The sequence below is a fragment of the Streptomyces odonnellii genome (genome assembly GCF_000981895.1).
Taxonomy (GTDB): Bacteria; Actinomycetota; Actinomycetes; order Streptomycetales; family Streptomycetaceae; genus Streptomyces; species Streptomyces odonnellii.
The window spans coordinates 24,716-51,550 of sequence record NZ_LATD01000031.1 but is presented as its reverse complement, the minus strand read 5'-3'; the positions used below and the strand labels follow the sequence as shown (position 1 = coordinate 51,550).

The window sequence follows — 26,835 nt, the reverse complement described above, 5'->3', positions numbered from 1 at the left end:
CGCTGGCATTCGGGCGGACACAGTGTCACGCGAATCGTGGCTGAATCCTCCTGAGCAGCGGAAACGAGATGCTGCGGCATCACGCGACACCGTCTGGGATGATCTTGCAAGCGCTCGTAATGCGTAGGTCTCGGGTTCGAATCCCGAAGGCGGCTCCAAAGAGGCCCAGGTCAGATACTCGCTGACCTGGGCCTTTTGCCTTTCCGTGATCCTTCCTCGGGAACGACGGAGGGCTCGGGAGCCTGCAGACGGCGATGTGCGGCCGAGGTGCGGCCATTTCTGCAGAGCCGCTGCACGGGTGTGGCCAGCGCTGGTGAGCAGCAGTTCGGCGCGTAGGCAGCAGGTTTGTGCGATACCCCCAAATCGGTGTGGCGCTCTGTGCGGTTGCATCGCGAGGGCGACGACGCTGTCGTGTTGACCGCCAGGTGAGTGGCGCTGAGCCCCCGAAGCGGATTGCAGGGGCCGGACAGAGAGGTGTTCGACAGCGCGGTGGGGAAACGCCGAGGGGCTCCAGTCAGATACCCGCTGACCGGAGCCCCTTGTCGCATAGTTGTCAGGCGGTGCCCTTCTCTTCCCTGACCGAGGGGCGCTTTGGAGGGTGCATCCTCGGCAGGGCACGGGACGCGTCGACTGGCTGCTTGTCCGGAACTGCGGTCGGGTGGGAGCGCGTGCGGGGCACGAGTTGGACGACCTTCTCGGCTGCGTCGTGTGCGAGGTCGTCCAGGACCGCCTGGTAGATGTCGCGAGTGATGCGGGTGTCGGAGTGGCCGAGTGTCTCGCTGACGACCTTGATGTCCACTCCCGCCGCGAGCATGAGCGTGGCGGCGACGTGCCGGAGATCGTGAAGCCGGATCGGCGGCAGGCCGGCGGCGGTGACCAGACGCTCGAAGAGGTCGCTGACCTTGCCGGGGTGGAGAAGGGAGCCGTCCTCCTGGGTGAAGATGCGCCCGGTGTCCTGCCAGCCCTCGCCCCACGCCTCCCGCTCCCGCTGCTGGCGTGCCTTGTGCGAGAGAAGCACCTCGTTGGTCTCGTCGTCGAGGGCTATGAGGCGGAAGCCGCTGTCGGTCTTGGGAGCGCCCTCGTGGACGTCCCAGCCGTCTTGGATGAGCTGCGTGGCGATGGCCAGTGAGCGGGCCTTGGCGGAGTGGTCCTCCCAGCGGACGCCGCAGCTTTCGCCCCGGCGCGTACCCCGGAAGGCGATGATCCGCCAGAGCATGTAGAGGCGATCCTGCGCGACGAAGTCAAGGAAGGTGCCAGCCTGCTCGGGGGTCCAGACCATGACGGGCGAGGGCTTCTCGCCGGTCTCTTGCCAGCGGGCGATGCGTTCGTCGGTCCAGATGAGGGCCTTCGGTTTGGTGCCGGGAAGGAGTTCGACGTGCTCGGCGGGGTTGAAGGGGGACATCACCTGCTGGGCGATGGCCACGTTCAGGGCGGCCCTGAGCGTGGCCCTGATGTGCGGCTGGGTGTTGAGGCCGGTGATCCGGCGGAACGCGGGCATGGAGTCGAGCTGGGCCCTGAGCGATGCCCTGCGGGCCCGGTTCTCGGCGCCCTTGTTCGGGGTCGCGTTGAGTTCGGCCTGGAGCGCCTTGCGCTGGGTGTTCTGTTCCTGGATCTCGATGTTGCGCTCGTTGATCGCGTCGAACATCGCGTTCAGGTGGTGGACCCTCAGCTTGTCCAGCCGGATGCTGCCCAGATGGGGCTTGAGGTGGACGCGGACGTCGCAGGCGTAGCGCTTGTAGCCGGTGACGCGAAGACGCTTGCGCCCGGCGAGCCAGGTGTCGAGCCAGTCTCCGACGGTCGTTTTCGAATTGAGCGTCTGGCCGGTCTTGAAGCGACGCAGAATCTCATCGTAATCCGGCAGGGGCTCCTTGGCCGCCGCGCAGGCTTCGAGGAGATCATTGATGACGAGTTGGCCGGCCGGGTCGTCCTCGTCAGGTATCGCCATGAGCGCCGCGACTTTGGACAGCTCATTCTTCGCGTCGGTCGCGGTTTCGAACCCGCCCCGGCGGTAACGGTGGCGGGTGCCGTCCTGCCGGGGGACAAGCTCCTGAATGACGTACCAGAGGCCGTGCCGGGTGTTGGATGCCTTCGGACATGCCGTCCCGTACGGCTTGCCCGTGGCTGGGTTGCGGCAGGCGCAGCGCCTGGAGACCGTGCCCTTCTTCACTCGTTGTCCTCGGATTGGTTCTCGGGGTCGTCGACATGCGCCAGTTCAGCGGGGAGCGCAGGCGGTACCAGGTCGCGGTCACGCATGCGTTCGCGGAAGGCCCGCAGTTCGGCGCAGTCTTCGAATGCGTGCTCCTCGTAGCCGCTGGCCCGTTCCAGGAGAGCGGCCCGGCGTGACCGGTCCAGGGTGGTGCTGGCCTGGCGGCGTCTCTCCGTGGCCAATGCGGTGGACGTCCTTGCGGCGGCTACCAGGTAGCTGTGGTTCCGGAAGGTGTCGAGGACCTCGCGGGGTGTGCCTTCGGGGGCAGGCTGGTGCAAGGGCGTCTCGCCGGTGAACCACGCGAGCGTGTCCCATGTGGACTCCTCGCGTCCCGGGAGGACCTCCACGGTGGAGGAGGCCCCGAGGGGAAAGAGGAGGGTCACTGGGGGGGCGCCCAGGACGTCGGCCAGCACCACGAAGTCCGCGATGGTGAGACTCGCCTTGCGGCCGGATTCCAGGTTCTTCATGGAGTGCTCGCTGATCTCAGGCAGGCCGCGGTCGGCGCAGCCCTGCGCGACCTCGGCCATGGTGAGGCCGGCTACCTTCCGCGCCTCCCGCATTGCTTGGGCGACCCGAGCGGTGAACGCTGTCGGCCATTGATTTGGTGTCATGGCGACACTTTAAGCTCGAAAAAGAGGCCGCTGCAACTACGTGGTACATCTATGGCGGCATGGAAACACCAATGGTCAACGCTAGGGGTTGTCGTGACTGCACCTGCTTCTTCCCGCGAGCCGCGAGGGCTGACGAGCGACGGGCTACTAGCTCTCCCGGCGGTGATCGACCTCGACACCTCGAACCGGGCGCTGATGATCGGACGATCCACCGGGTACGGGCTCGCCAAGCAGGGGGTGTACCCGGTCAGGGTGCTTCGGCTCGGGAACGCCTACCGAGTTGTGACTGCTGACCTACTGAAGCTGCTCGGGTTGGAACGCCGGCAGTTGGAGGGTGACCAGATCGAAGCCGGGGGCGATCTCCATAGCCTGTGCGCTTAGGCGGTGTCCTATGTGGTGAGGCGGAGGAGTCGTTTGTAGCAGCAGAGGGCGGCGGCGAGGCCGGGGAAGGCCAGGTAGTTGCGGGGGCGGCGTTCCTACTCACTACATGGACACCGTCTTGGCTGAGCTTCCGAAACCGGGGCAAACGTTGGCGAGCCCGGACCGATGCGGTCCGAGCTCGCGTTGCGCGTACGGCGGTCGGTGGTCAGCCGGCCCAGACTCCGGTGTTCGCCGAGGTGTGACCGAAGTCGAAGATGAAGCGGGTGTTGTCCAAGACGTCGGTGGCGACCACAGTCCACTGGCCCGCCGGGGCGGTCTTGAACGAAGTCTGGCAGGACCAGCCGCCGGAGGACGGAAGGAAACAGACCGCGATCGTGGTGGTCGTGTTGGGCTTGATGTTGATGTCGTTGCAGTTGCTCGTCGTCAGGAACGAAGTGGATCCGTTGTTCGGGACCCACCGATCGCCCGCCGGCTTGGAGTAGGACTTCGCGCTGCCGTAGCAGGACTGGGCCGTCTGAGGCCCGGCTGCCGCAGTGGACGCGGACGCGGCGCTGAGCTCGCCGGCCGCTAAGGCGGCGGCCACGGTACGGGGCGTGCGTGAACGATTCCCCCTGTGAAACGCGCCGGTGCTTCCGGCGCTCCACCGAAGGTAAGAACCGGCACGCCCATCTGAATAGCCCTGTTCTAGTCAACATTGGTTGAACCATGGCAAATTCCTTGTCGGTGCCCACAAATCGGGTGAATCCGGACTCACCGATGCAGCCGCGGGGCTGGGGTAGCGCTTCCAGGGGCCCGTTTGTCTGCGTCCGCCGCGCACCCCGTGTAGTCGCACGGGAACGCACCCCGGAGACGGGCCACTGGCCGGGGACGCAGTCCTGGCGAGGTCAGTCGGCGGGTTCTCCTGGCGGGGCGGGAGCTCGGCGATCGCCGCGTACAGGCCGCGGAGCTCCGCCCGGGCCAGGGCGGCGGGGACGTCGGCGGTCCAGGCGGCCGTCAGTCTGGATGAGGCGGTGCAGCACGATCGCGTAGCCGTCGGCGCTGGCGTCCTCGACGGCAGGCAGGGCGACGGCTTCGAGCGGGCCGGCCGGTGGCGGCCAGCTCCAGCACGGTTCTCCTCCTTGGCGATGACGGTGCGCCGGGGCGGACGGGGTCGCGGCCCACTCGGCGATGCTCCAGCAGTTCCTGCACGGCGAGCATGGTCACACCCGCATCCCGACACGACACAGCCCCCACCCCGAGCGATCCAGGCCGGGGCCGACGGCGTACGGGCTGCGGACGCCTGGACCGGATCGGCTTCCGGACCGACCCCGCCGTACCGCCGGTCCTGCCCCACGCCGAGCTGGACCAGATCGAGGCCGCGCGGTTTCCGCCGTCGTGCTCGGTGACAGCGATCGCGGCTCCATGGTCAAGCAGGTCCTCAAGGCCAAGACGCAGGAGATGCTCCCGGGCGGGCGGCACCGGGACGGCGGCCACCACGGCAGCACCGACGACTGAGCCGGGCGCCCTCCGCATGCCGCCGACGTGCGGAGGGCGCCTGTCAGGCATCCGGCGGCGTCGCGTCCTGCTCGGGTGTACGCAGGGTCAGGATAGCGATGTCGTCGTCGTTCCTCTCACTGATGGGTCTGAGGCGTTCCAGAAGCAGATCGGTGAAGGCGGCCAGGGGCCGATGGGCCAGCGAGGCGGCGTGTCTGCTCAGCTGTTCCAGGCCGACGTCGATCGGGCGGTCGCGGGTCTCGACGAGTCCGTCGGTGTAGAGGACGAGTGTCGACCGGGGCGGGAGCATTATGCTCGCGTCGTCGCGTGCGGGCCCCGCCGGGCTGGCGCCCAGCAGCAGCCCGTGTCCGTCGGTGAGGTAGCGGGCCTGGCCGTCGTGGGTGATGAGCAGCGGTGGCGGGTGGCCGGCGTTCGTCCAGGTCAGATGCCAGGTTCCGGCGGCGGTCCGCTTCACCTTTCCGAAGACCAGCGTCGCCATGGGTACGCTGGTGAGGTGGGTGAGCGATCCGTCCAGCCGGTGCACGATCGCGCTGGGCGGCTCGTGGCGTGTCCACGCGTAGGCGCGGAGCATGCTGCGGGCCTGGGCCATGCCCGCGGCGGCGTCCAGGTCGTGGCCGACCACGTCGCCGATCGCGACGGCTGTGGTTCCGTCGGCGACGGTGAAGGCGTCGTACCAGTCTCCGCCGACCTGTGAGTCGTCGGGCGCGGGCAGGTAACGCGCGGCCATCTGAAGGCCCGGCACCGAGGGCAGCTGCGGCAGCAGGTGACGCTGCATGGTCTCGGCGACTTTGCGCTGGCGCTGGTAGAGCCGGGCGTTGTCCAGGGCGAGGCCGGTGCGGCGGGTGAGGTCCTCCAGCAGCGACAGGTCGGCGGCGGTCAGCGGTTCACGGTGTCCTGACCGGCCCAGGGTCAGTGCGCCGAGTACGTCGCGCACTCCTCGTATCGGTGCGATCGCCGCCGAGTCCATGCCGGTGGCTTCGAAGAGGCGTCGCTGCTCGATGGCGATACCGGAGTCCGGTGGCCCGTGGTACGTCTCCGGTGTCACCAGCGTGGAGGCCGCGCCGCGCAGCGCCCGTGACAGCGGCATCGGGGAGTCCTCCGGAACCGGTGGCATCGGGCCCTGCAAGTCCTCCCGGGCGACGAACGCGCCCTCTTCGTGGTGCACTACGATGACCCGCTCGACCTCGTCGTGCTCCGTGATCAGATCGACCACCGCCCAGTCCGCGATCCTGGGGACCACCAGCCGCACCAGCCTGCGCAGCGCCTCGTCACTGTCGAGGGTCGAGGTCAGCTGCGTGGTTGTCTCGGCCAGCAGCTCCAGCCGCTCCAACTCCGGCAGCGCTGAGCTGGGCGCGGGCGGCCGTTCGGTGAGATCCGGGCCGCGGTCCGGATCGGTGAAGACGACCATCGTGTCCGTGTGATCACTCGCGCAGGCGCACGGCGCGACGAGCCAGGCGAGATGCACCAGTGATCCGTCGCCGCGCTCGAACCAGCCGACGCCGGCTTGCGCCTTGCGGGCCAGGAACGCCTCGATCATCCGGCACCGGGATCTGGCCAGCGGCTGGCCGTGCTGGTCACGGTGCAGCAGCTGATGCGCGTTCCGGCCGACGAGATCGGCGGCGTTCCTGCCCAGCAGCCGCTGGGCGAGCGCGTTTGCCGAGGTGATCGTCCCGCTTTCGTCCACTACGCACACCGCTGCCTCAATGTCGGGTGTGCCGGCCGGAGGGGCCGGCCTCGGCACCGACACCGGCACGTCGGCGACCCCGGGCTCTATCTTGGGCATGATCTCCCGCGCCTCCAGGTCCTCATTTCCGCGGGCCACCCTCTCATGAGCGGCGGCGTTCGCCGTGTGCCCCGCGATCCGTCCGCCGCACAGTTCCCGGCCCGGCGGCCCGTACTTGAGCCGGCGCTTTACTTCTCGCCGACAGGAGTAGTTCCGGGGACCCGGCGCCGTGAGGGGCTCCTTGTGGGCATGGTGGAGGGGAGGAGTTTCCTTCCCGGCCTCGGGCCCGCCTGACCGCCGAAGCGGGTTTCATTCGCCTCCCCCGCCGGAATTTCACCGGCGGGGGCATTGGGCGCGGGAGAACCCGGCCCGTTTCCGTCGCTTGCGCGTGAAGGGGGAGTCCCCGCATCGCGAGAGGGACGCGGTCACAACGGCCGAGGCGGGGGCTGTGTTCCCTCGTCTGTGTCGGGGCGTGGTGTCGCCTCGTGGCGGTGGGCCGTGTCGGGGGTTGTCCTGCCGGCTGTCTCGCCGGGCGGGGTGGCGGGGTGACGGCGTCTTCTGCTTCGCGTCGGGCTTCGTCGTCGCCGGCCTCGCCCGGGGGCTTGTGAGGGAGGTGTCGGGGTGTGGCGCTTGTGTTCGCTCATGTCGGGTCCTCGCCTTGGGAAGGTGTATTCGTGTGCGGCCTTTCGCCGTCGCTGCAGCGACGGGGCAGCGAGGGGGGCCGCCCCGTCAGAGGGGTCGGCCGTCGAAGGGGGTGCCGCCGGTGCCGTAGTAGGTGCCCAGTTCGTCGGTGTAGGCCGGGTTGTGGAGGTGCTTGTCCCGGTGGAACTCGGGAGCGTTCTTGATCTGTTCCTTGGTGCGGTCCACGTAGATCTTCCGGTCGTCGGTGTCGATACGGGTGACCGTGCCGACGGGAAGGAGGACTTCCTTGCCCAAGATCCACGGGCCGGTGTCGACGACGATGTACGAGGAGTCGACCTTGTCGGAGTGCTTGTCGACCTCGCCGATGGAGCCGTCCGTCGCCTCGACCTTGTAGCCCGTCAGATCGCTGTCGGCCAGGCGGCCGGACGTCTCGTGGTAGCCCCATATGCTGTCGGACACTGAGACCAACCCCTTTCACAGGTGGTGATACCAGCGGGCGCTTTCCCGCCCGGTTTCACGTATTCGGGAATCGGGCGGGTGCGGAACCCGCCGCGAGAATTCGCCTGCCCCCGCAGAACCCTTCCACACATTCGGACCCGCGAATTAGTCTTGGGTGGGCAAAACGGCAGCCGGGCTATGGAGGCAACCGGTTCCCGACTGCGCCACGGCTGCCGTTCCGCCGCACACCGCGTGTGCCCGGAGAATTCCCGCTCCATCAGGGGACGTTCGGGCGCAGCGGTGGGGCCCGCCGAAAGGGCGGGCCCCACCGCTGCGCCAGGGGTGACGGAAGGCCCGTCTACCAGCGGTACCAGCGTCCGCTGCCGCCCTTCGGGCGGGCCACGAACCCGATCAGCCACAGCACCAGAACCGCGATCGCGACCCACCACAGGACCTTCACCGCGAAACCGGCACCGAAGAGAATCAGAGCGAGCAGAAGAACAAGAAGCAGGGGAACCATAGTTATCAACCTCCGGAAAGCCGTGTGCCCCGACCACCGGCACCCATGCACCCGAATTTACGCGTTTCTTATCCGCACTGGCGGCAAGCCGTGCGGGCCGCGTCCCCTTGTGCAGTCACAGCCCGCGTGTCTATATCTCCGGGGCCAGGGCAGACGCGCTTTGTAAGCTTTTTCGACTGCTTGGAGTGATAACCGTGTCGAGTGAAGAGAAGACTCAGGCCAGGGCCGAGCAGGCCAAGGGCAAGGCCAAGAAGACCGCTGGCCGCCTCACGGGGAACGAGCGTCTCACCGCCGAGGGCCGCACGGAGCAGGCCAAGGGGGATGCCCGTCAGGCCAAGGAGAAGGTCAAGGACGTTTTCAAGGACTGACCGCACGGCATGCGTCCTGGGGCGACCCGGTTTCCGGGTCGCCCCAGGACATGTCGGAGACAGGAGATCAGAAGGCATCTGCGGGACCGCGCGGAGGACCTGATCAGGGATGCTCCCGGATTCGACAGGCGCCTCATACGCCGGTACCTCTGTCACATGCCTTGGCAAAGCACGGCCGCGCAGCCGGTCCGCGGTGGCGGGTGTCAGAGAGGGACGAGCGTGTCGTCTTCGGTGGGGGCATCGGGCAGCTGGTGGCGGGCTACGGCGAGGGCGGCGCCGATGTCGCGGGTGCCCGTCGACACGCACAAGGTGTAGGAGACATCGTCCATGCGCCGGCGTGCTTCGGGGCCGCTGGTCTCGGCGTGCAGGGCCGAGAGTGTTTCGTACTGATCGATGAGACCTCTCAGGACTGCGGGGTGCGCCATCAGCATCGGAATCTCCCTCGTCGCCGCTGTACATGGCCCATGCATCCCCCGGGTACCCCGCACTCGACCCGCCATTCGGCTCCGCCGCCGGGGGCTCTGGGACAGGTCGGCTCCGGTTGTCCACGCCTGGTCCGCCCAGCGTCGGGAAGCGTACGCAGCAAGGCGGATCAGGACCCCAGCACCTGGCTGCCCCCGCGGGTCGACGCTCGCTGTATGTACCTGGCGGACTGGGTGTCCACGAAACTGCGCTGGGCTCTGACGGTCGACTCGGCGGAGCGGGCAGCGCTGCACCGTGCTGCGGCCGGCTGCGAAGAACCGGTGGAGTACGAACCCGCGCTGTAGCCAGAGGGCCGCACCCCCCTCATCGTGAAGGCGAGCGACAGAGAAGGCCGGTGTGGGGCCGTACGTACGGCCCCACACCGGCTGTTCCAGATCACCGGCGGAAGGAGGCGAGCACCACCGGCGCAGCACCATCAGCACAAGCCCGGCCGCCGCCAAGGGCTCTTTCGCACTGGGATGGGCGTAGACGAGATACGCGGCGCCTGCCGCCGCCAGGAGCAGCACCACGACCGCGAGCACCACCACGGCGGTGACAGGCGCCCCCTGCGGGGCGACCGGGGCTCGCGGCTGCGGCCCGGCGGGCGGCTGGATAGGTGGGTCGGTTGGGATGGTCGGAGCAGACATGACGGCGATTCCTTAGGTCGGGGCGTGCAAGGAAGCACACGCGGAGCGACTGTGTCCCCTGTTGTTATGTGGGGGTTAAGACCGTGTCCTATGTGGAGATGGTTCGTTGGGCTGTGTATGGGGCGGGGTACGTGGAGTTGGATTGTTCCGGACGGGCTGTGGGAGATTGCGGAGCCGCTGATCCCGCCGTCGAAAGTCCGGCGACAGGGTGGCGGGACGCAGGACACGCCTGATGAGACGCTGTTCGCGGCGATCGTCTATGTGCTGGTGAGCGGGTGTGCGTGGCGGGCGCTGCCGCCGTGCTTCGGGATCTCGAGGTCGACCGCTCACCGGCGGTTCACGATCTGGTCCAGGGCCGGCGTCTGGGGGCGGCTGCACGAGGCTGTTATCGACCGTATCGACGAGTGCGGTCTGCTCGACCTCTCCCGCGTGGTCCTCGACTCCGCGCACGTGCGGGCCAAAAAAAGGGGGCGAACTCACAGGCCCGTCGCCCGTGGACCGGGGCAAACCGGGTTCCAAGATGCACGTCCTGTCGGACGCGGCCGGACTGCCCCTGGTCGTCGGCGTCTCCGCGGCCAGCACCCACGACAGCCACGGACTGAAGCCCATGGTGGCCGGTCTCCAAACGAGACACGACCCCGAGAACGGCTGGCACTACAAGCCCGGCAAACTCCACGCCGACAAAGCATACGATGTCCCTGACCTGCGGAAATGGCTTGGCCGTAAACGCGTCGGCGTCCGCATCGCCCGCAAAGGCATCGAATCCGGCGAACGACTGGGACGTCGAAGGTGGGTGATCGAACGCACGATGTCGTGGCTGACCGGCTACCGCAGACTCAACCACCGCTACGAACGCCACCCCCGCAACTACCTGGCGTTCCTCGGCCTCGCCGCCGTCCTCTGCTGCTACAAACGACTCGTCCGCCTCACCACATAGGACACCGTCTTAGTACTCCAGTTGCACTTCTCCATTTGTCCTGGTCACAGTGCCTTTTGAGAGTCTAGCGAGCTGGCGCTCCGTCAGGGTGGTGGTGGTTCGTGACTCACCCGATCGGGGTGCGTGCGGCGCTGGTAGTGGCTGTGGCGGGCGATGGCCTGGTGGCGTCGGCGCCAGTGGGACCAGCGGAGCCGGTGCGCGGGTGGCCGATGCCGGGCCGCGGAGGGACGGGCAAGGTCCAGGAGTCGCCGGACTTCTGCCACGGAGAGGGGAACGAGGCCGCTCGAACCGTTTCTTCGGCCCCCCTTTCGAGAGCGTGGGCGGTCATGGCTGCCAGGAAGGCGTGCGCGAGCATGGCAAGGGTGATGTGGCGGTACCAGCCGACGTAGCGACGGACTTCGTACTGGTCCAGGCCGCATTCGTTTTTCGCTGCCTGGAAACACTCCTCGATGGCCCACCGGGCGCCGGCCACCCGGACCAACTCCGCGACGGTGGTGTCAGCCGGGGCGAACGCGAGGTAGTAGGCGACCTCCTCAGGACGGGCCAGGCTGCGGCGGGCCAGCACCCATCGGTGGTGGGCAGGGTCTGAGCCCTCGATGGTGGGCAGCTTGGCCGCGGCCCAGTCGTAGACCCGCGGCCCCTTCGCGCCGTCCCCGCAGGAGATTCGCTCCCACGCCTCGGGCGGGGCGCCGGTCAGGACATGGTCGATACGCCAGCTCCCCGCGGGCGACTTGACCTGCTGCGACTTGGGCACGGCCAGCACATAGCCGACACCGGCTTCCTCCAGCATCCGCCGGAAGTGCCACTCCTGCCCGTAGGCCGCATCCGCGGTCACCCAGGCAATCGGCAGGGCAGAGTCCAGCGCCCGCTGAACCATGACGCGTGCCAGCTCCGGTTTGGTAGCGAAGGACTTCTCCTCGGGGATCCGGGCCGCGCGGCACCGATCGGGATCCTGGGTCCAGGACTTGGGCAGGTAGAGCTCGCGGTCCACCAGCGCCCGGCCCCTGGCAGAAGCGTAGGCGGCGAATACCCCGATCTGGCAATTCTCTGTGGCGAGGAAGGCGTGGGCGAGCATGGCCAGAGTGATGTGCCAGTACCGGGGCGGGTAGCGGCGGACCTCGTACTGGTCCAAGCCGCACTCGTTCTTCGCGCTTTGGAAGCAGGCTTCGGTGGACCAGCGGCTTCCTCCGACCTTGACCAGTTGGTCGACGGCCGTCCCGGTGGGGGCATGAACATGAGGCGGCTAGTAGGCCGATCTCGTCGGCCGGGCGTTGCTGCGGCGGGCCATGACCCACCGCCGGTGGGGGCGGATCCAAGACGTACCGCAGTCCGGCCAGATCGACCGATCTTGCCTAGGTGGGATGAGATCCGGCCTGGGCCGTGCACACCGGTGCCGAGACCAGAGTGCTGCCGGGCCGTCCTCCCCCAGCATTCCGCACCGGCCAAGCCCGGCGCCCGCGCGCTGGCCTAGGCAGGCGCCCAGGTGATGACCGGCGATCTGACCGCCTCCGACGATGTCCGCCGCGCGGTTCACGGAGCGGACGCCGTCTTCGCGGTCCCCGTGGGCGGGCCCGAGGAGGCCGCAAGGCCCGCAACGGCCGACTGCTCGTCAAGGCGGCTCAGGTGAGCGGTGTGCGCCACTTTGTGCAGTCCTCCGTCGCCTCCCTCCCCGAACACCTGGGTTTCGGCGACCCCGGCACCGGATACAGCAACGAGCCCTACGCACGCGTGCGCCTGGAGATCGAGGAGACGGTGCGCGCGGCCGGGTTCCGCCACTGGACGATCCTGCAACCGGCGGCGTTCATGGAGAACTTCGCGGGGACCAAGGCGCGGCACATGTATCCGGGAATGCCCTCCGGCCGTCTGGACTCCACGCGCCCCGGCGACGCCCGCGTCCAGCACATCTCCGTCCGGGATATCGCCGCCTTCGCCGTGGCCGCGGTCGACGACCCGGAGCGGTTCACCCGTCACAGCATCGAGCTGGCCGCGCAGGCCCTGACCATGGGTGAGATCGCCGCCGCGCTCAGCGCGGAGACCGGCCACCCCTACACCCACCGCACCCTCACACTGGCCGAGGCCCAGGGCGCCGGCATGTCCCCGGGCGTGCTGCACAGCCAACTGTGGGACAGCCGGATCGGCTATCACGCACCGCTGGCGGACGACCTGGAGAAGCAGTGGGGCATCCGCCCCATCACCTTCAGCCAGTGGGCACGGGAGGACCGGGACGCGATCCCCGGACCGGCAGCACCTGCTCCTTGCGGGCACTCCACCGACGCCCCCAAGTGCCTGCCCCGCAGCGCCAAGGAGCGCGCGGAGGCTGTGCGCCGGCTGCGGCTACGGCGGGATCTTCCGCACCAGCGGCCGGCCCCCTGAGGGCGGGCTCCTGTGCCGGACCTGCTGGGCCAAGCATCCAGCCGCCCACCGTCCCTGCACTCGGTGCGGTTCCGTCGAACGCCTCGAACGCGAGGCCGAACGCTTCCTCGTCTTCGCCGGTACAGCCGCGTCCCTTTTCGGCTGCCGCCGGTTGGCGGTTCCGCAGCCAAAAGAAGCGGCCTCCAGGTGGACGACTTCTTGGCGTGGGCGCACCCGTGCGCAGGACTTCTCGGTGCTCGCCGCGGCGGCCCCGGGCCGGGTCGCCGGTATGAACGCGCTCTGGTCCCGGCTGCATCCGCAACTGGACGTACATATCCGGGCTTTGAGACGGACACCGATCCGGCGCGTCTGTCCGACGCCTTTCCGGAACCGGTTCTGGCCCGGCTGCGCGGCCTGGAGGCCGAGTGGGATCCGGACGACATCCTCGACCGGAACGTCACCATCACACCGGCGCCATAGCAGCAGGGCCTCGCTCGTACCGGCGGCGGAGCAGAACGGACCGGGCACCGCTGGGGTGCCCGGTCCGTCCTCATTGCCGGCGGAGAGCCGGCCGGCGGTCCCTGCCCCACCCCGGCAGGTGCCGCACCGGTCGGCCCCCGAAGGTCAGGAGACCTTCGGGGTCGCCCGCACACCGAGGTGTACGTACGGTTCTCCGGTCGGCAACGAGTAGAAGGTCACCGAGGTCCAGCCTTCGGTCCCGGGCGCCCGGATCGCGAAGAGTGTGTCGGAGACCGGCACCAGGTCGTACTCCTGGCTCTGCTCCGGGAGCAGGTCGGCGAGCGGACCGGTCATGGTCTGGCGTATGCGCAGTCCGCCCTCGCCGCGGAGCACCTCCAGGCGCATCGAGGCACGCTCGTACACGCCGAGGTGCCGTGTCGCGTCGACGGCGGGCGGTTCGGCGGCCGGCTCCAGCGAGTGCGGTACGGGGACTCCGGCCAGTTCGGCGAAGATCTCCCGGAACAGCCCGTCGTACAGGTCGCGCGGGTTCCCGCCATTGGTGAGCAGCGTGACCGCGAGTCCCTGCTCGGGGAGCAGCCGCAGGAACGCCGACTGCCCGATGGTGCCGCCGTCGTGGCCGACGACCCGGTGGCCGTCCCAGTCGAACCGGATCCAGCCGAGGCCCCACGAGTCACCGAGGCCGTGCTTGTCGGGCAGGTCGGTCTGCAGGGCCGCCATCGCGTCGGCCGACGCCCGGGACAGCACCCGCTCGCCGTCCGGGCCCAGACCGCCGGTCAGGTGCAGGCGGGCGAACGCCAGGACGTCCCCGGTCGCTGCGGTGACCAGCCCGGCCGGACCCGCCGTGCGCGGCAGCACCCAGACGGGCGCGGGCCGTGGCTCCTCCTCGCCCGCCGCGACATGGCCGACCGCGGCGCGGAACAGCAGCGCCTCCTCCGGCAGTGTGACCGTGTGGTGCAGGCCGAGCGGTATGAACAGCCGCTCGCGCAGGGCGGCGTCCCAGGTCTTGCCGGTCAGTTTCTCGATCACCCGGCCGGCCAGGGTGAATCCGGAGTTGCAGTACGAGAACGTCGCGCCCAGAGGGTGGTTCTGCCCGACGTCCTTGAGGAGGTCGGCATAGAGCTCCAGGCAGTCGTCGCCGCGGCCGGTGTCGGTGAACACGTCGCCGTCGATGCCGCTGGTGTGGGTCAGCAGATGCCGCATGGTCACCCGCTTGGTGACGTCCGGGTCGGAGAGCCGCAGTTCGGGCAGGGCGTCCACGAGGGGCGCGTCGAGGTCGAGCAGGCCCTCGTCGACCAGTTGCATCACGACGGTCGTCGTCCACACCTTGGTGATCGAGCCGATCTGGAAGAGCGAGTCGTCGGTGACCTCGACACCGGTGCGCTTGTTCAGGACGCCGTGGCTCGCCCGTACCAGCTCGTCGGCGCCGCCGCCGGAGCCGTCGCCGAGCCGCAGGATGCCCAGTGCCGCGCCGGGCACGCGGTACCGCCGCGACAGCTCGTCCAGCCGGCGCTGCCAGTGCGCCGCGTCGATGGGTACCCGTGGTGCGCTCCCGCGCGGACCCGCGTACTGCTCGACCCAGTCGACGACGCGGCGGTTGTAGTCCGCGCGGTGCGAGGGCGGCCCGTTGAGGATGACCAGGTGCGAACTGCCGGGGTAGAGCACCAGCCGGGCCGGTACGCCCCGCTCGCGCAGTGCGGTGAACCACTGCTCGGCCTGCCCGACGGGACAGCGCATGTCGTCGGCGCCGTGCACGATCAGTGTGGGTGTCCGCACCTGGTCGACCCGGGTGAGCGGTGACTGCGCCGCGTAGTCCTCCGTCGCCGCCCATGGTGTGCTGCCCAGTTCGCCGACAGCGAGGTAGTGCCCGCTGTCGGAGGTGCCCGCCATGCTCGTCAGGTCACTTGCCACCCCGCCCGCGACGGCCGCGGCGAAGCGGTTGTCGCGGCTGGTCAGATAGCAGGTCATGTATCCGCCGTAGCTGTAGCCGGCGACGGCCAGCCGCTCCGCGTCGGCGACGCCCTCGGCGACGAGCCGGTCCAGCGGCTCCAGGAAGTCGGGGGCGTCGGCCACGCCCCACGCGCCGATCGCTCCGGTGAAGAACTTTTCGCCGTAGCCGTCGCTGCCGCGCGGGTTGAGCAGCAGCACCGCCCAGCCGCGCGCGGCCAGCACCTGGTGGTACAGGTGGGCGGAGTCGGCCGTACCGCTCCAGGCGTTGTGCGGGCCGCCGTGGATGTCCAGCAGCAGCGGCAGGGGCCCGGTGCGCGCGGGGTCGCGCACCAGCCAGCCCTGTGCGACGGTGCCGTCGGAGATGGTGAACTCGCGCTCCTCGCGTACGAAGAGCTCGACGTCGGCGCCGCTCGCGCCGTGCCGCGTCAGCACGGAGACCGTCCCCTCGGCCGTCACCCCGGCCGGCTCCTCGGCAGCCTCCCCGGCCGTCGCCTCTGCCGACTCCCCGGCCGGAGGAACCGTCGGGGACAGGGTCACGGTCGCGATCTCGCCGTACGACGTCGGAGTGGCGAGGACGACCGCCACCGTGCCGCCCGCGATGGACAGGTCCGAGACGGTGTTCCCCGCGCCGCCGGCCACGAGCCGCGGCACGCCGTCGGCGGGGTCGACGGCGTACAGATGGGTGCACCCCCGGTCGCGCGCGCAGAACAGCACATGACCCGCGTCGGTCTGCGCGGGCAGCCCGCCGGGGTAGCCGGGGCCGCCCCGCATCACATTGCGGTTGAGGGCCGCCGTCAGGTCGACGGTGCCGGTCCCGTCCAGTGGTACCCGCAGCAGGCCGCTGTGCCCGAGCCGGGTGTCCCGGCGGCCGACGACGAGGAGCGCCGCGCCGTCGGCGGTCCAGCCGACAGCACCGACGATCCCCTCGCCCGAGCCGGTCGGGCGCGGCTTCGCGGAACGCTCGGCCAGATCGACGACATAGGCGCCCGACCGGAAGGTGAGGTCGGCGTCGGCGTCCGGCGCGCCAGGGAAGGCCAGCAGGCCGCCGTCGGGCGACCAGGCGGGCCGACCGGCGTGCCAGTCCCCCGAGGTGATCTGACGGATCTCCCCGGTTTCGAGGTCGAGGACGTGTACGTGGGTGCGTACGGTACGCAGCAGCCCGGCGCCGTCGCCCTTGAAGTCCAGCCGGTCGGCCACCACCGGGGCCTTCGCCCTGCGGGTACGGGCGGCGTCGTCCTCACCGTCCGCCGCGTGGAGGTCGACCGGCGCCGTGAACGCGATGCGGTCGCCGTCCGGGCTCCAGACCGGCGTGCCCGCCCCCAGCGGGAGCGTGGTGAGCTGTTCGGCCTCGCCGCCCGCCACGGGCAGGACCCAGAGCTGCGGCGCCGAGCCCCGCGCCCGCAGGAACGCGATCCGGCCGCCGTCCGGCGACCACGCCGGGTCGGTGTCGGCCGTGCCCCGGGTGAGCTGCCGGGCCTCGCCGCCCGCGGCGGCGATCTCCCAGAGCGCGAGCGTGTCCTTGTCCGCCGCGCGGTCCGCGGCCCGCAGGACGTAGACGATCCGGCTGCCGTCCGGTGAGACCGCGGGTTTCTCCGGAATCCTGAAGTCGTACAGGTCGTCGATGCCCTGGCGTCGGGTCTGTCGGCTCATAGCGGACCGTCTCCTTTGGACATGGCGGATATGCCGGGATGTTCGCTGTCGCCTTCGGCGAAGTGGCAGGCCGCTCGATGGCGACGGCGGATCGCGCCGTCGGCCGGATCGGTCGTGGCGCAGACGGTCCGCTCCGCGTTGGTGAGCGGGCCGATCGGGCAGCGGGTGTGGTAGCGGCAGCCCGAGGGCGGGTGGTGCGGGTCGGGCGGTTCGATGTCGGCGGGGCCGCCGTCGTCGCCCGTGCCGTCGGCGCCCATGGAGGGCGCGGCGGCGAGCAGGTCCCGCGTGTAGGGGTGCTGAGGGTCGGTGAGGACCTGCTCGGCGGGACCCGTTTCGACGATGCGGCCGAGATACATGACGGCGACCACATCGCTGATGTAGCGGACCACGGCGAGGTTGTGCGAGATGAACAGCATCGACAGATCGAGCCGCCGCCGCACGGAACGGACCAGATTGAGTACGGCGCCCTGCACCGAGACGTCCAGCGCGGATGTGATCTCGTCGGCGATGAGCACCTCCGGCTGCCCAGCCAGAGCGCGGGCCAGCGCCACACGCTGACGCTGGCCGCCGGAGAGCTGCCCGGGCAGCATGCCGGCGCGACCAGGATCCAGGTTGACCAGCTCCAGCAGCCGGGCCACCTCGGCGCGCCTGCCGGCCCTCCCCGGGTGTGCGCCGCGCGGCATGGCCTCACTGATCGACTCGCCGACGCTCATGCGCGGATCGAGGGAGGAGTACGGGTCCTGGAACACCATCTGGAGCGGCCGTCTCTGCGGCAGGCGCCGTACGTCGACACCGTCGAGCAGTACCCGGCCGGCAGTGACCGGCGACAGACCGACCGCGGCCCGCGCCAGCGTCGACTTGCCCGAACCCGACTCGCCGACCAGTCCGACCACCTGTCCCGCGGGTACGGTCAGGCTGACGCGGTCGACCGCGGTCAGGCCGCCGCGCCTGCCGCCGTACCGCACACTCACGTCGTCGAACACCAGCTCGCTCATTCGGCACCTCCGGAGGCGACGGCTTCCCGGCCGGACTCGCGCCCGGTGTCCTCGTACGGATGCCAGCAGGCGACCCGGTGCCCCGGCCCGACGAGCGCCGGCACCGGGTCCTCGGCCAGGCACCGGTCCGCGGCCCGGGGGCAGCGGGCGGCAAACGCGCAGCCCACGGGCACTTCGGACGGCTCGGGCGGGCGACCGGGGATCACCGCCAGCGGCGCGTCACGGTCGGTGTCCAGCTCCAGCGTCGCGGCGAGCAGGGCCCGCGTGTAGGGGTGCCGCGGAGCGGACGTCAGATCGGCGGTCGGCAGGTCCTCCACGATGCGCCCGGCGTACATCACCAGTACCCGGTCGCAGTTCTGCGCGACAACCGTGATGTCGTGGCTGATCAGCAGGATCGCCGCGTTCTCGGCGTCCCTCGTCCGTGCCAGCAGGCGCAGCAACTGACGCTGCACGGTGACATCCAGGGCCGTCGTGGGCTCGTCGGCGACGATCAGCCGCGGCTGCCCCATCAGTCCCATGCCGATCATCGCGCGCTGCCGCATCCCACCGGAGAACTCGTGCGGATATTGCCGCGCCCGCCGCTCCGCGGCCGGGATCCGCACTGCGCGCAGCCGGTCGACCGCGCGGGCCAGCGCCCGGCTCCGTGACAGCCCCTGGTGCTGCTCGGACACCTCCGCCAGTTGCCGCCCGATACGCCGGGTCGGGTTGAAGGAGGTCATCGGGTCCTGGAACACCATCGCGAGCGAGGTGCCGAGCAGGGGGCGCAGCTCCCGCTCCGACGTCGTCAGCAGCGGCGTTCCGGCGAAGTCGAGCCGGTCCGCGGTCACCACCCCGGGCGCCTCGATCAGCCGCGACACGGCCAGCCCGGTCAGACTCTTGCCCGACCCGGACTCACCGACGACACCGATCGCCTCGCCCACACGCACGGTGAAGCTCACCCCGCGCACCGGCGTCGTCCACCCGGCCGGGCCCGGGAACGCCACCTGGAGGTTCTCCACCACCAGCAGCGACTCGTCGCCGGTCTCCCCGGCCGCCGCCGTACGGACGGGCGGCACCGGCCGGTCCCGTACCTTCGCCGACCGCGTACGCACCCCGACGACCGCCGCGACGGTCTCTCCCACCAGGTTGAACGCCAGCCCCGCGAGGACCACCGCCACCCCCGGCGCGAGCGCGACGGCCGGGTTCACATAGATCCCGTCCAGGCCCTCCCGGAGCAGCCGCCCCCAGTCGTAGTCGGGCGCCTGCACGCCGATGCCGAGGAACGACAGCCCGGAGAAGGCGAGCAGGGCGGCGCCCGCGCCGATGGTCGCGTTCACCACCAGCGGCTCGCCGATATTGGGCAGTACGTGCCGGACGAGCAGCCGGAACCGGCCGACCCCCGCGATCCGCGCGGCGGAGACGAAGTCCCGCCCCACCACCCCGGCGGCGAGTGTCTGCGCCAGCCGTGCGAAGCCCGGGGCCAGTGCGAACGCGATCGCGAGCGTCGCGCCGCGGGTGCCGACGCCGAAGATGACGGCGAAGAACAGCGCCAGCAGCAGACCGGGGAACGCCACGGCGATGTTCACCGCGGCCGTCACCAGCCGGCCCGCCGGGCGCGGCAGCACCGAAGGAAGCGTGCCCAGCACCAGCCCGGCCGTCACGCCGATCACGGTGGAGACCACCGCGAGCCCGACGGAGAGCCGGGTCGCCACCAGCGTCCGGTAGAAGATGTCGCGGCCGAGGGAGTCCGTCCCCAGCAGGTGCGCCCCGGACGGGCCCTGGCCGATCGCGTTCGTGTCGACCGTGGCGGCCCGGTCGCCCCACACGAGCGGTGCCAGGACGGCCAGCAGGACCACCGCCGCCAGCAGGACCGCGGAGCACGCGCCCACCGGTGTTCGTACGGCCGCCAGCCAGGGACTGCCGCGCCCCGTCTTCTCCGGCACCGCCGCCGCCGTTGCCGCCGTCGTCGCCGTCATGTCAGTTCTCTCGAATCGTCGAACGCGGGTCGAGCAGCGCCAGCACCACGTCGACCAGCAGATTCACCAGCAGCACCCCGACGCCGTACATCAGCACGACGCCCTGCACCAGCGGGTAGTCCTTCTGGAGGATCGACTGCACGATGGTCGAACCGAGGCCGGGCCAGGCGAAGACGTTCTCCACCAGGACCGTCCCGGCGACCATCGAGGTGAGCAGCAGCCCGCCGATCGTCAGCGCGGCGGTCAGCGCGTTCGGCAGCGCGTGCCGTACGTACACCAGCCGGCGGGGAAGCCGCTTCGCCCGCGCGGTACGGATGAAGTCGTCGCCGAGCACCGACAGCATCTCCACCCGCACGATCCGCGCCAGTACCGCGGCCGGGCCGATCGCCAGCGCCGCCACGGGCAGCACGAACGCGCTGGCGCCGTCGCTGCCCGCGACCGGGAACCAGCCCAGCCGCACGGACAGCAGCGCGACCAGCCCCACCGCGACCAGGAACTCCGGTACGGCGGCGAGGAACACGCTCACCGAGGTGAACGCCAGCTCGGCGCCGCGCCGCCGGCCGCCCCTGGTCAGCACCGCGAACAGCACACCGAGCGGGACGGACAGGACGGCCACCACGGCGAACGCCGGCAGCGCCAGCTCCAGCGTCGCGGGCAGCCGGTCCCCGATCACCTGGGACACCGGCTGCCCGCTGCCCATCGACGTCCCGAAGTCGCCGGTGAACAGACCGCCCAGATAGTGGCCGTACCGCACCCACACCGGGTCGTTGAGGCCCAGCGCCTCCCGCCGGGCCTCGACCAGTTCGACGGGCGCCGTCAGGCCCAGCGAGGCCCGGACCGGATCGCCCGGGACCAACTGGATCATCAGGAACGCCGTGGTCACCAGCGCCCACAGGGAGACGAGGAACCGTGTCAGCCTGCGCCGGGCGAAGGAGAGCCAGGGGCTGGTGCCCCGGACCCCGGCGCGCGGGCCGGGTGCCACGGCCAGGGTGGTCATCGTGCGTACATCCTGATCGTCGACGGGACGACGGAGCCCTCGCTGATCTCGAACCGCGCGTCTTTGCCGAAGACCGGTGTGACGGCGTCCATGTACGGCACCACGTCCACGTCCTTGATCAGCGCTTTCTCGGCCGCGAGCCAGGCGGGGCAGCTCGCCTCGCCGGTCAGCGCCGCCGCCTTGCGGATCTGTGCCGTGTACTCGGCGTTCTCCAGGTGTGCGAAGTTCGTGCCGTCCGGCGGCTTCGGCCCCGACAGGAACGGCACCCCCTGGCTCGGCAGCGCGAACCCCACCGGGTTCAGCGAGATGTCCCAGTCGCCGGTGCCGAACAGCACCTGGCTGATGCCCGGACCGTCGACGGGCTTCAGCGTGATGTCGGCGCCGATCTCCTTCCACGTCCGCTGCACCAGCTCGGCGGTGGGTGCCGCCGTCGGGCCGAGCTGGGACGGGTAGACCGTGGTGAGGGCGAGCCGCTTGCCGTCCTTGACGCGTACGCCGTCCGGGCCCGCGCGCCAGCCGGCCGCGTCCAGCGCCGCCTTGGCCGCGCCGACGTCGTAGGCGGGCAGGTTGCCCGTCACGGCGTCGCCGGAGCAGGCGAGGGGTTCGGCCGTGACCAGCCCGGTGGCGGGCTTGCCGGTGCCGCTGGTGAGCACCTTGCCGATCTTCGGCAGATCGAGCGCCTGAGCCAGGGCACGGCGGACCTCCTCGTCCTTGCCCACCCGGCCGGGGGCCTGGTTGAAGAACACCTGACCCGCTGCCAGGGAGTAGTCCGCGTGGAACAGCTTCTGGGCGGTCAGCCGCTTCTGGTCGGGGCCGTAGATCGCGGCGGCGCTGAGCTCCCCGGACAACAGCAGGTTCGACGCGGTTGTGGCATTCGGGATGACGCGCAGGACCACCTTGCCGGGCAGCCCCCGCTGGTCCGCCTTCCACTCACCGGGACCCCAGGTGTAGTCCTTGCGGCGGGTGAGCGTGTAGTGGTCGTTCGGCACGGCTTCGGTGAGCGTGAACATGCCGGTGCCAGCCCCGCCCTTGGCGAGCAGCGATCGGTCCTTCAGACCCGCGGGGCACACGATCGCCAGGCTGCCCGCGTTACGGAGCAGGAAGGCGTCCGGCGCGCCGCTGGTCACGGTGACGGTGCGGGTCGCGGCGTCGGCCGTCGCCTTCGTCCCCGGCACGATGGTCACACCGGCCATCGGCGACTTGTTCGCCGGATCACCCACGAAGTTGATGTTCGCCGCGACGTCCTCGGCCGTCAGGGGCGTGCCGTTGGCGCAGGTGATCCCGGGCCGCAGGGTGAAGGCGGCCTTCGTCGTCGTGGCCTCCCACTTCTCCGCGAGTCCCGCCACCGGCTTGCCGTCCGGGGCCAGGCCGAGCAGTGAGTCGTAGAGGTACTTGTCGGCCTGGAGAGCGACTGCCAGGACCGTCATATGCGGATCGAGCGTGCCGGGGTCGCTCGTGAGCGCCTGGGTGAACGTCCTGCCGTCCGCGAGTTGCCGGTTCCCGTCCGCGCCCTGCCCGGACCCGGAACCTCCGCTGCACGCGCTCGCGGTGAGTGCCACGGCGCCGACCAGCATGACGGTGTGCCGCAGCCCCGTCCGGGCGGCCGTGCCGCGGGCGGCACTCACTGCTTCACCCGCCGGTCGGCGCGGCCGGTGTGCAGGAACAGCGCGTGGCCCTCTCCGTCGTCGCCGACGAAGACGTACGGGAGGTGCAACCCCTGGATCGGCTCCGTCGCGATCAGTGTGTCGCCGTCGTAGGCGACCAGTTCGACCTTCTCGGGTGCTTCCGCGGCCACTGAGCTGAGCGCGCCCTTGGGGATGCGTTCGGCCCACAGCCGGCCGTCGGGGTCCTGGCTGATCACGGTGTCGAAGACGGATGACGCGTATGCGCCCACGAACCGGGACGCCCCGGCATCCGCCGCCTGCGCGCCCGGCGTCGATCGCGCGCCGGGGACCGGCAGCGCAGGCATCTCGACTCCGGCCAGCTCGCGCAGAACGCGTCCGACGAGTCCGCTGAAGAGCGGGAACGTGTCGCCGCCGTTGGTCAGCAGCGCCACCGCGACATCGTGTTCCGGCACCACCCGCAGGAACGCCGACTGGCCGATCGTACCGCCGTCGTGGCCGACGACCGCGCCGCCCGGCCAGTCGAACAGCGACCAGCCCAGCCCCCAGGCCGGACCCATGTACCCGAGTTTCGGTACCTTCACCTGGCTCTGCCGCATGGCGAGCGTGCTCTCCGCCGAGAGGACCCGGGTCCCGTCCGGGCCCAGGCCGCCGTCGATGTGCGTGCGCGCGAAGGTGATCAGGTCGCCCGACGACATCGCCAGCATCGAACCGGCGGGTGCGTTCGACCGGACCAGCGCCCAGACCGGCGCCGGGACCGGCCCGTCGCCCGCCGGAGAGGGGAGGTGGCCGGTCGCGGCGCGATGCATGACCGCTTCGTACGGGGAGGGGGCCGCGTGCGTCAGGCCGAGGGGCTTGATCAGATGCTCTCCCAGGCACGCGTCATAGGGCTTGTCCCGCAGCACCTCGACGAGACGGCCGAGCACGCAGTAAGCGGCGTTGTTGTACGAGAACATCTCGCCCGGCGCGAACAGTTGGGGCACGTCGGCGAGCAGCGGCATCAGCTTGCTCACCGCGTCGTCGCCCCGTCCGGTGTCGGGGAAGACATCGCCCTCGAATCCGCTGGTGTGGCACAGGAGCTGCCGCACGGTGATCTCCGCCGCGGCCTTGCCGTCGGCGAGGGCGAACTCCGGGAGATATGTCCGGACCGGCGTGTCGAGGTCCACCGTGCCCTCGTCCACGAGCTGCATCACCAGCGTGGCCGTCCAGACCTTGGTGATCGAGCCGATCTGGAACACGGAGTCCGTGGTCGCCTCGACACCGGTGTTCTTGTTCAGGACGCCGGCCGCCCGAGTGATGACCTCACCGTGCGCGTACACCGCGATTGACGCGGCGGGGACGTGGTGTTCGGCCAGCAGCCGGGGGAGGCGTTCTTCCAGCCAGGCGTCGAGTTCGTTGAGTTTCGACATGCGCACCTCGTGGTCTCGGAGAAGGGAGAACGGGCGATTTCGGGGATGGTAGGACCCGCGCCGTCACCCCCGATTCGTGAAGGACGACGAGAACGGGCAGAACATTCATCGCGCCGGACGAACCGTCCGGGCGCCGGGGGCGGTCACCGGCTGAACCGGCGTTCGCCCCCGGATCCGGCGGTCACCGCCGGAGCCACTCCACGGCCCGGGCGGCGGCGAACCCGATGAAGGCGTCACGCTCGGGGACGATCAACCGGGCGTCGTCGGCCCGGGTGAACACGGCGACCGCGTACCGGCCGCCGTCCGGGTACTCCACGACGCCGGTCTCATTGCGCACGGAGGGCAGGGTTCCCGTCTTGCCGCTGACCTTGACGCCGTCGTCCGGGAAGCCGGAGCGCAGCCGGTGCGGCCCCCTGGAACTCCAGCCAGCGCCGTACATCGGCGCACGCCGCCGGGGGCGCGGCCTCGTCCCGCCAGATCAGGCCGAGCAGCCGGGTGCTCTCGGCGGCGGTGGTACGGCAGGTCCGCTCGGGCACCAGCACACGCAGCCTGGCGAGTTGCGCGGGTGACAGCCCCGCCATGGCCCGTTCCTCGTCCCCGTGGCCCGTCCCGGGATCCCCGCCGTGCGCCAGGTCCTCCCCGAGGACGCGGATCAGTTCCGCGCAGTTCTGCGGGACCGCCGTGTGCGGGAGGCCGGGCCGCCGCAGCGACTCGGCGACCGCGGGCTTCCCCACCTTCCCGAGGATCAGGTCGGTAGCGACGTTGTCACTGACGCCGATCATCAGGACGGCCAGGTCGAACCAGGACATCGTGGCGTCATGGCGGAACGTCGCCAGACCGTACGAACGGGGTTCCGGGGGTCCCGGCGGTACGGTGATCCGCTCGCCGAGGCCGAGTTCGCCGGCCGCGCCCTGGCGGGCCAGTTCCACCGACACGGGAACCTTGAACACGGACGCCGAGACCACGGGCTCGTCGGCGCCGATGCCCACCTGCCGGGGGCCGTCCAGATCCGCCGCGTGCATCCGGACCTGGACGCCCACCTCGGCCGCGCGGCCGTTGATCGTCTCGACCAGCTCCGACGACGACTCCGATTCGATGACCATGAAACGCACGCTCCCGTCTGTCCGCCTTCGCGATCAGCGTCGCCGCGTCGGGGCGATTGGTGCTGTCGCGTTGGTGTTCCATCCTGAACATCCGGTGACGGAACGGGTTCGTGGAGTTCCACAAAGCTACGGGAGGTTTTCGGGCGGCCCCGACCAACAAGGTTTCGCCGGGGTTTCCGCGGGGGGCGCTAGCTTTCGCCGCCCGTGGCCGGACGCGTCGTGCCCGGGTGCAGCCGGAGTTGCAGCATCGCCGCGAACCGTTCGTCCGGGTCTTCGAGGTTGATCCCGCCGACCTCCGCGAGCCGTCGCAGGCGGTACCGGAAGGTGTTGGGGTGCACGTACGCCGCCGCCGACGCCGTGGCCACGTCGCCGAAGGCGTCCAGCCAGCACCGCAGCGTGTGGACCAGCCGCGACTGGTGCCGGGCGTCGTAGTCGAGCAGGCGGGCGACGGGCCCGGTCGCCACATCGCCGCGCGAGGCCACGAGATCGGCGAGGTCCAGCATGAGCGCCTCGATGTGCACGTCCTCCGCGGTGGCGACCCGCCTGGCTCCCGCGTTGGTGAGGAGCACCCGCAGTGCCCTCTTCGCGCCGTCGCGCGAGCGGCTGAGCCCGGTGCCGTCGAGGGCCGGCGGGCCGATGCCGATCGCCGCCGCCACCCGGTGTCCGGTGCGCTCCAGGAAGGTCGAGGCGATGCGGACCGACCGTTCCTGGAAGTCCGCCTCGCTCCCCGGCATCGGCACGATGCCGAAGGCGACATCGCCCACGAGCGCCACGGCCGAGCGCGCCTGGACCGCGCTCAGATGCATGGCCAGCGCGTCCGCGACCCGCTGGCGGTCCGTGATCCTGCGAGGATCGTCCTCCGTCGACGGATCCTCCTCCGAGTCGCCGGACAGGCCCAGGGCCAGGACGATCGCGGGCTGCCCCTGGAGCCCGAGCCGGGCGATCGCCTCCGGCGCCCCCGTACCGCCCTCAAGCGCCGTGCTCACCAGGTCGGCCCGCAGCCGGCGCTCGACATCGGCGCCCGCGCGCAGCCGCAGCATATGGAGCGCGACCAGTTTGCCCGCGTCGATCAGCGCCTGCGTGCGCTCCTCGGACAGCGGGCCCGGCACCGCCGCCCAGATCGAGCCGAGGATCTCGTCGCCGGCCCGCACCGCGAGCGCCACCCGGGGGACGGTCATCGTCTCGTCGTGCATCAGACCGACGTAGACGGGAGCGTGGTCGCGGTAGAGCCGTTCGAAGACGCCGTCGCGCGCCAGGCCACGGGTGAACCGCTCCGGCACCTGGCGGCCCAGGATCGTCTCCACACGGGACTGGTCGGCCTCGTCCTGACGGCCGGAGAAGGCGAGCACCCGCGAGCTGCGGTCCTCGATGGTCACGGGCGCGTCCAGCAGCGCGGCCACCGCGTTGGCCAGCGCGAACAGATCGCCCGACGGCATCCCGCCGAGCGTCTGCGGCGACACGTCGCCGATGTCGCCCTCCACCAGCAGGGTTCTCAGCATGGCGGCGATCTGCGCCCACGAGGCGCCACGGGTGAGCCCGAGCAGGGCGACGCCCGCCGCGCCCGCCGCCCGCCGTACTTCCGCGGTCGGGACGAACGGGGACCGGACGACGAGCGCCGCCGCGCCCTTGCGGCCGAGGTCGTGCAGGAGACGTACGACGTCGTCCGGATCGTGGACACCCACGCCCAGCACGACGGCCCGCGCGGGGAACTCCGATTCGTCGAGCGGATCGTGGATGACCACTCCGCCGAGCCGCCGACGCGTGCTCCGGCCGCCGGCGATCGGCTCCAGCAGCACGTCCCCGAGGTCTTCGAGCACGCGCGCCAGGCTCGTATGGGACGTCCCGGGTACCGGTGTCAGCATCGCCCGAGAATAGCCCGGCCGTCCCCGGGCCGCA

The 26,835-nt window shown here is 70.6% G+C and carries 19 protein-coding genes and 4 pseudogenes; 6 read left to right on the top strand and 17 right to left on the bottom strand.

Annotated elements, in window-relative coordinates:
- Positions 1–553: 553 nt before the first annotated feature.
- Together WH07_RS05055 and WH07_RS05050 are read right to left on the bottom strand one after the other, a co-directional pair.
- On the bottom strand, positions 554–2,167 hold the full coding sequence (locus WH07_RS05055; RefSeq protein ID WP_046495808.1) for a site-specific integrase: 1,614 nt from the start codon (positions 2,165–2,167) through the stop codon (positions 554–556).
- Positions 2,164–2,817 (bottom strand): helix-turn-helix domain-containing protein, encoded by a 654-nt coding sequence (locus tag WH07_RS05050; protein WP_046495806.1) that lies wholly within the window; start codon positions 2,815–2,817, stop codon positions 2,164–2,166. The genes WH07_RS05055 and WH07_RS05050 overlap by 4 nt, the downstream gene beginning before the upstream one ends.
- 51 nt (positions 2,818–2,868) lie before the next feature.
- Between WH07_RS05050 and WH07_RS40845 the strand changes: the two genes are divergently transcribed.
- Entirely contained in the window at positions 2,869–3,198 is a 330-nt protein-coding gene (locus WH07_RS40845; protein ID WP_046495803.1) for a hypothetical protein, read from the top strand.
- Between the two features lie 8 nt (positions 3,199–3,206).
- Here the strand turns inward: WH07_RS40845 and WH07_RS40220 are convergent.
- Together WH07_RS40220 and WH07_RS05040 are read right to left on the bottom strand one after the other, a co-directional pair.
- Positions 3,207–3,293: pseudogene (locus WH07_RS40220) on the bottom strand (IS5/IS1182 family transposase); the annotation flags it as partial.
- Between the two features lie 110 nt (positions 3,294–3,403).
- Positions 3,404–3,781: a hypothetical protein gene (locus WH07_RS05040; RefSeq protein WP_046495801.1), complete on the bottom strand. Its 378-nt coding sequence runs from the start codon at positions 3,779–3,781 to the stop codon at positions 3,404–3,406.
- Positions 3,782–4,486: 705 nt separating this feature from the next.
- On the opposite strand from WH07_RS05040, the pseudogene WH07_RS37080 reads away from it, so the two are divergent.
- A pseudogene (locus WH07_RS37080) lies at positions 4,487–4,692 on the top strand (thiamine pyrophosphate-requiring protein); the annotation flags it as partial.
- 43 nt (positions 4,693–4,735) lie between these two features.
- On the opposite strand, the gene WH07_RS05035 reads toward WH07_RS37080, so the two are convergent.
- The 3 genes from WH07_RS05035 to WH07_RS05025 all read right to left on the bottom strand — a co-directional run bounded on the left by WH07_RS05035 (position 4,736) and on the right by WH07_RS05025 (position 8,015).
- On the bottom strand, positions 4,736–6,475 hold the full coding sequence (locus tag WH07_RS05035; RefSeq protein ID WP_052744250.1) for a SpoIIE family protein phosphatase: 1,740 nt from the start codon (positions 6,473–6,475) through the stop codon (positions 4,736–4,738).
- Positions 6,476–7,144: 669 nt separating this feature from the next.
- Positions 7,145–7,516, bottom strand: coding sequence for a PRC-barrel domain-containing protein (locus tag WH07_RS05030; RefSeq protein ID WP_046495799.1), 372 nt, complete (start codon positions 7,514–7,516; stop codon positions 7,145–7,147).
- Positions 7,517–7,853: 337 nt separating this feature from the next.
- A complete protein-coding gene (locus WH07_RS05025; RefSeq protein WP_046495796.1) occupies positions 7,854–8,015 on the bottom strand; it encodes a hypothetical protein in 162 nt (53 codons plus the stop codon).
- A 194-nt stretch (positions 8,016–8,209) separates the two neighbouring features.
- Between WH07_RS05025 and WH07_RS37075 the strand changes: the two genes are divergently transcribed.
- Positions 8,210–8,383 carry a CsbD family protein gene (locus tag WH07_RS37075; RefSeq protein WP_079022950.1) on the top strand — a complete coding sequence of 58 codons (174 nt, stop codon included), beginning with the start codon at positions 8,210–8,212 and terminating at the stop codon, positions 8,381–8,383.
- Positions 8,384–8,586: 203 nt separating this feature from the next.
- Here WH07_RS37075 and WH07_RS05020 read toward each other — a convergent pair whose 3' ends face one another.
- On the bottom strand, positions 8,587–8,814 hold the full coding sequence (locus WH07_RS05020; protein WP_046495794.1) for a DUF5133 domain-containing protein: 228 nt from the start codon (positions 8,812–8,814) through the stop codon (positions 8,587–8,589).
- 207 nt (positions 8,815–9,021) lie between these two features.
- On the opposite strand from WH07_RS05020, the gene WH07_RS41700 reads away from it, so the two are divergent.
- Together WH07_RS41700 and WH07_RS38665 are read left to right on the top strand one after the other, a co-directional pair.
- Positions 9,022–9,150, top strand: a complete 129-nt coding sequence (locus WH07_RS41700) for a hypothetical protein (protein WP_269801351.1) — start codon at positions 9,022–9,024, stop codon at positions 9,148–9,150.
- 459 nt (positions 9,151–9,609) lie between these two features.
- A protein-coding gene (locus WH07_RS38665; protein WP_106409506.1) for an IS5 family transposase occupies positions 9,610–10,429 on the top strand; the annotation gives its coding sequence in 2 pieces (ribosomal slippage) (positions 9,610–9,951 and positions 9,953–10,429; 819 coding nt in all).
- A gap of 333 nt (positions 10,430–10,762) precedes the next feature.
- On the opposite strand, the pseudogene WH07_RS05010 reads toward WH07_RS38665, so the two are convergent.
- Positions 10,763–11,477, bottom strand: a pseudogene (locus WH07_RS05010) (IS701 family transposase); the annotation flags it as partial.
- Positions 11,478–11,809: 332 nt separating this feature from the next.
- Here WH07_RS05010 and WH07_RS05005 point away from each other — a divergent pair.
- Positions 11,810–12,802: an NmrA family NAD(P)-binding protein gene (locus WH07_RS05005; RefSeq protein ID WP_079022948.1), complete on the top strand. Its 993-nt coding sequence runs from the start codon at positions 11,810–11,812 to the stop codon at positions 12,800–12,802.
- Between the two features lie 603 nt (positions 12,803–13,405).
- Here the strand turns inward: WH07_RS05005 and WH07_RS05000 are convergent.
- The 8 genes and pseudogenes from WH07_RS05000 to WH07_RS04965 form a co-directional block, all read right to left on the bottom strand.
- The gene (locus WH07_RS05000; RefSeq protein WP_046495788.1) at positions 13,406–16,858 is read right to left on the bottom strand and encodes a serine hydrolase; all 3,453 of its coding nucleotides are present in this window, start codon (positions 16,856–16,858) and stop codon (positions 13,406–13,408) included.
- Positions 16,855–17,853: an ABC transporter ATP-binding protein gene (locus WH07_RS04995; RefSeq protein ID WP_046495785.1), complete on the bottom strand. Its 999-nt coding sequence runs from the start codon at positions 17,851–17,853 to the stop codon at positions 16,855–16,857. The genes WH07_RS05000 and WH07_RS04995 overlap by 4 nt, the downstream gene beginning before the upstream one ends.
- A complete protein-coding gene (locus WH07_RS04990; protein WP_046495783.1) occupies positions 17,850–19,808 on the bottom strand; it encodes a dipeptide/oligopeptide/nickel ABC transporter permease/ATP-binding protein in 1,959 nt (652 codons plus the stop codon). Before WH07_RS04990 ends, WH07_RS04995 begins: the two co-directional genes overlap by 4 nt.
- 1 nt (position 19,809) lies before the next feature.
- Positions 19,810–20,805: an ABC transporter permease gene (locus tag WH07_RS04985; RefSeq protein WP_046495780.1), complete on the bottom strand. Its 996-nt coding sequence runs from the start codon at positions 20,803–20,805 to the stop codon at positions 19,810–19,812.
- Positions 20,802–22,430: an ABC transporter substrate-binding protein gene (locus WH07_RS04980; RefSeq protein ID WP_232788720.1), complete on the bottom strand. Its 1,629-nt coding sequence runs from the start codon at positions 22,428–22,430 to the stop codon at positions 20,802–20,804. The genes WH07_RS04985 and WH07_RS04980 overlap by 4 nt, the downstream gene beginning before the upstream one ends.
- Positions 22,427–23,836 carry a serine hydrolase domain-containing protein gene (locus tag WH07_RS04975; RefSeq protein WP_046495778.1) on the bottom strand — a complete coding sequence of 470 codons (1,410 nt, stop codon included), beginning with the start codon at positions 23,834–23,836 and terminating at the stop codon, positions 22,427–22,429. The genes WH07_RS04980 and WH07_RS04975 overlap by 4 nt, the downstream gene beginning before the upstream one ends.
- 181 nt (positions 23,837–24,017) lie before the next feature.
- Positions 24,018–24,858: pseudogene (locus WH07_RS04970) on the bottom strand (serine hydrolase).
- 269 nt (positions 24,859–25,127) lie between these two features.
- Complete coding sequence (locus tag WH07_RS04965) at positions 25,128–26,801, bottom strand: PucR family transcriptional regulator (RefSeq protein WP_046495776.1); 1,674 nt, start codon at positions 26,799–26,801, stop codon at positions 25,128–25,130.
- Positions 26,802–26,835: the final 34 nt, after the last annotated feature.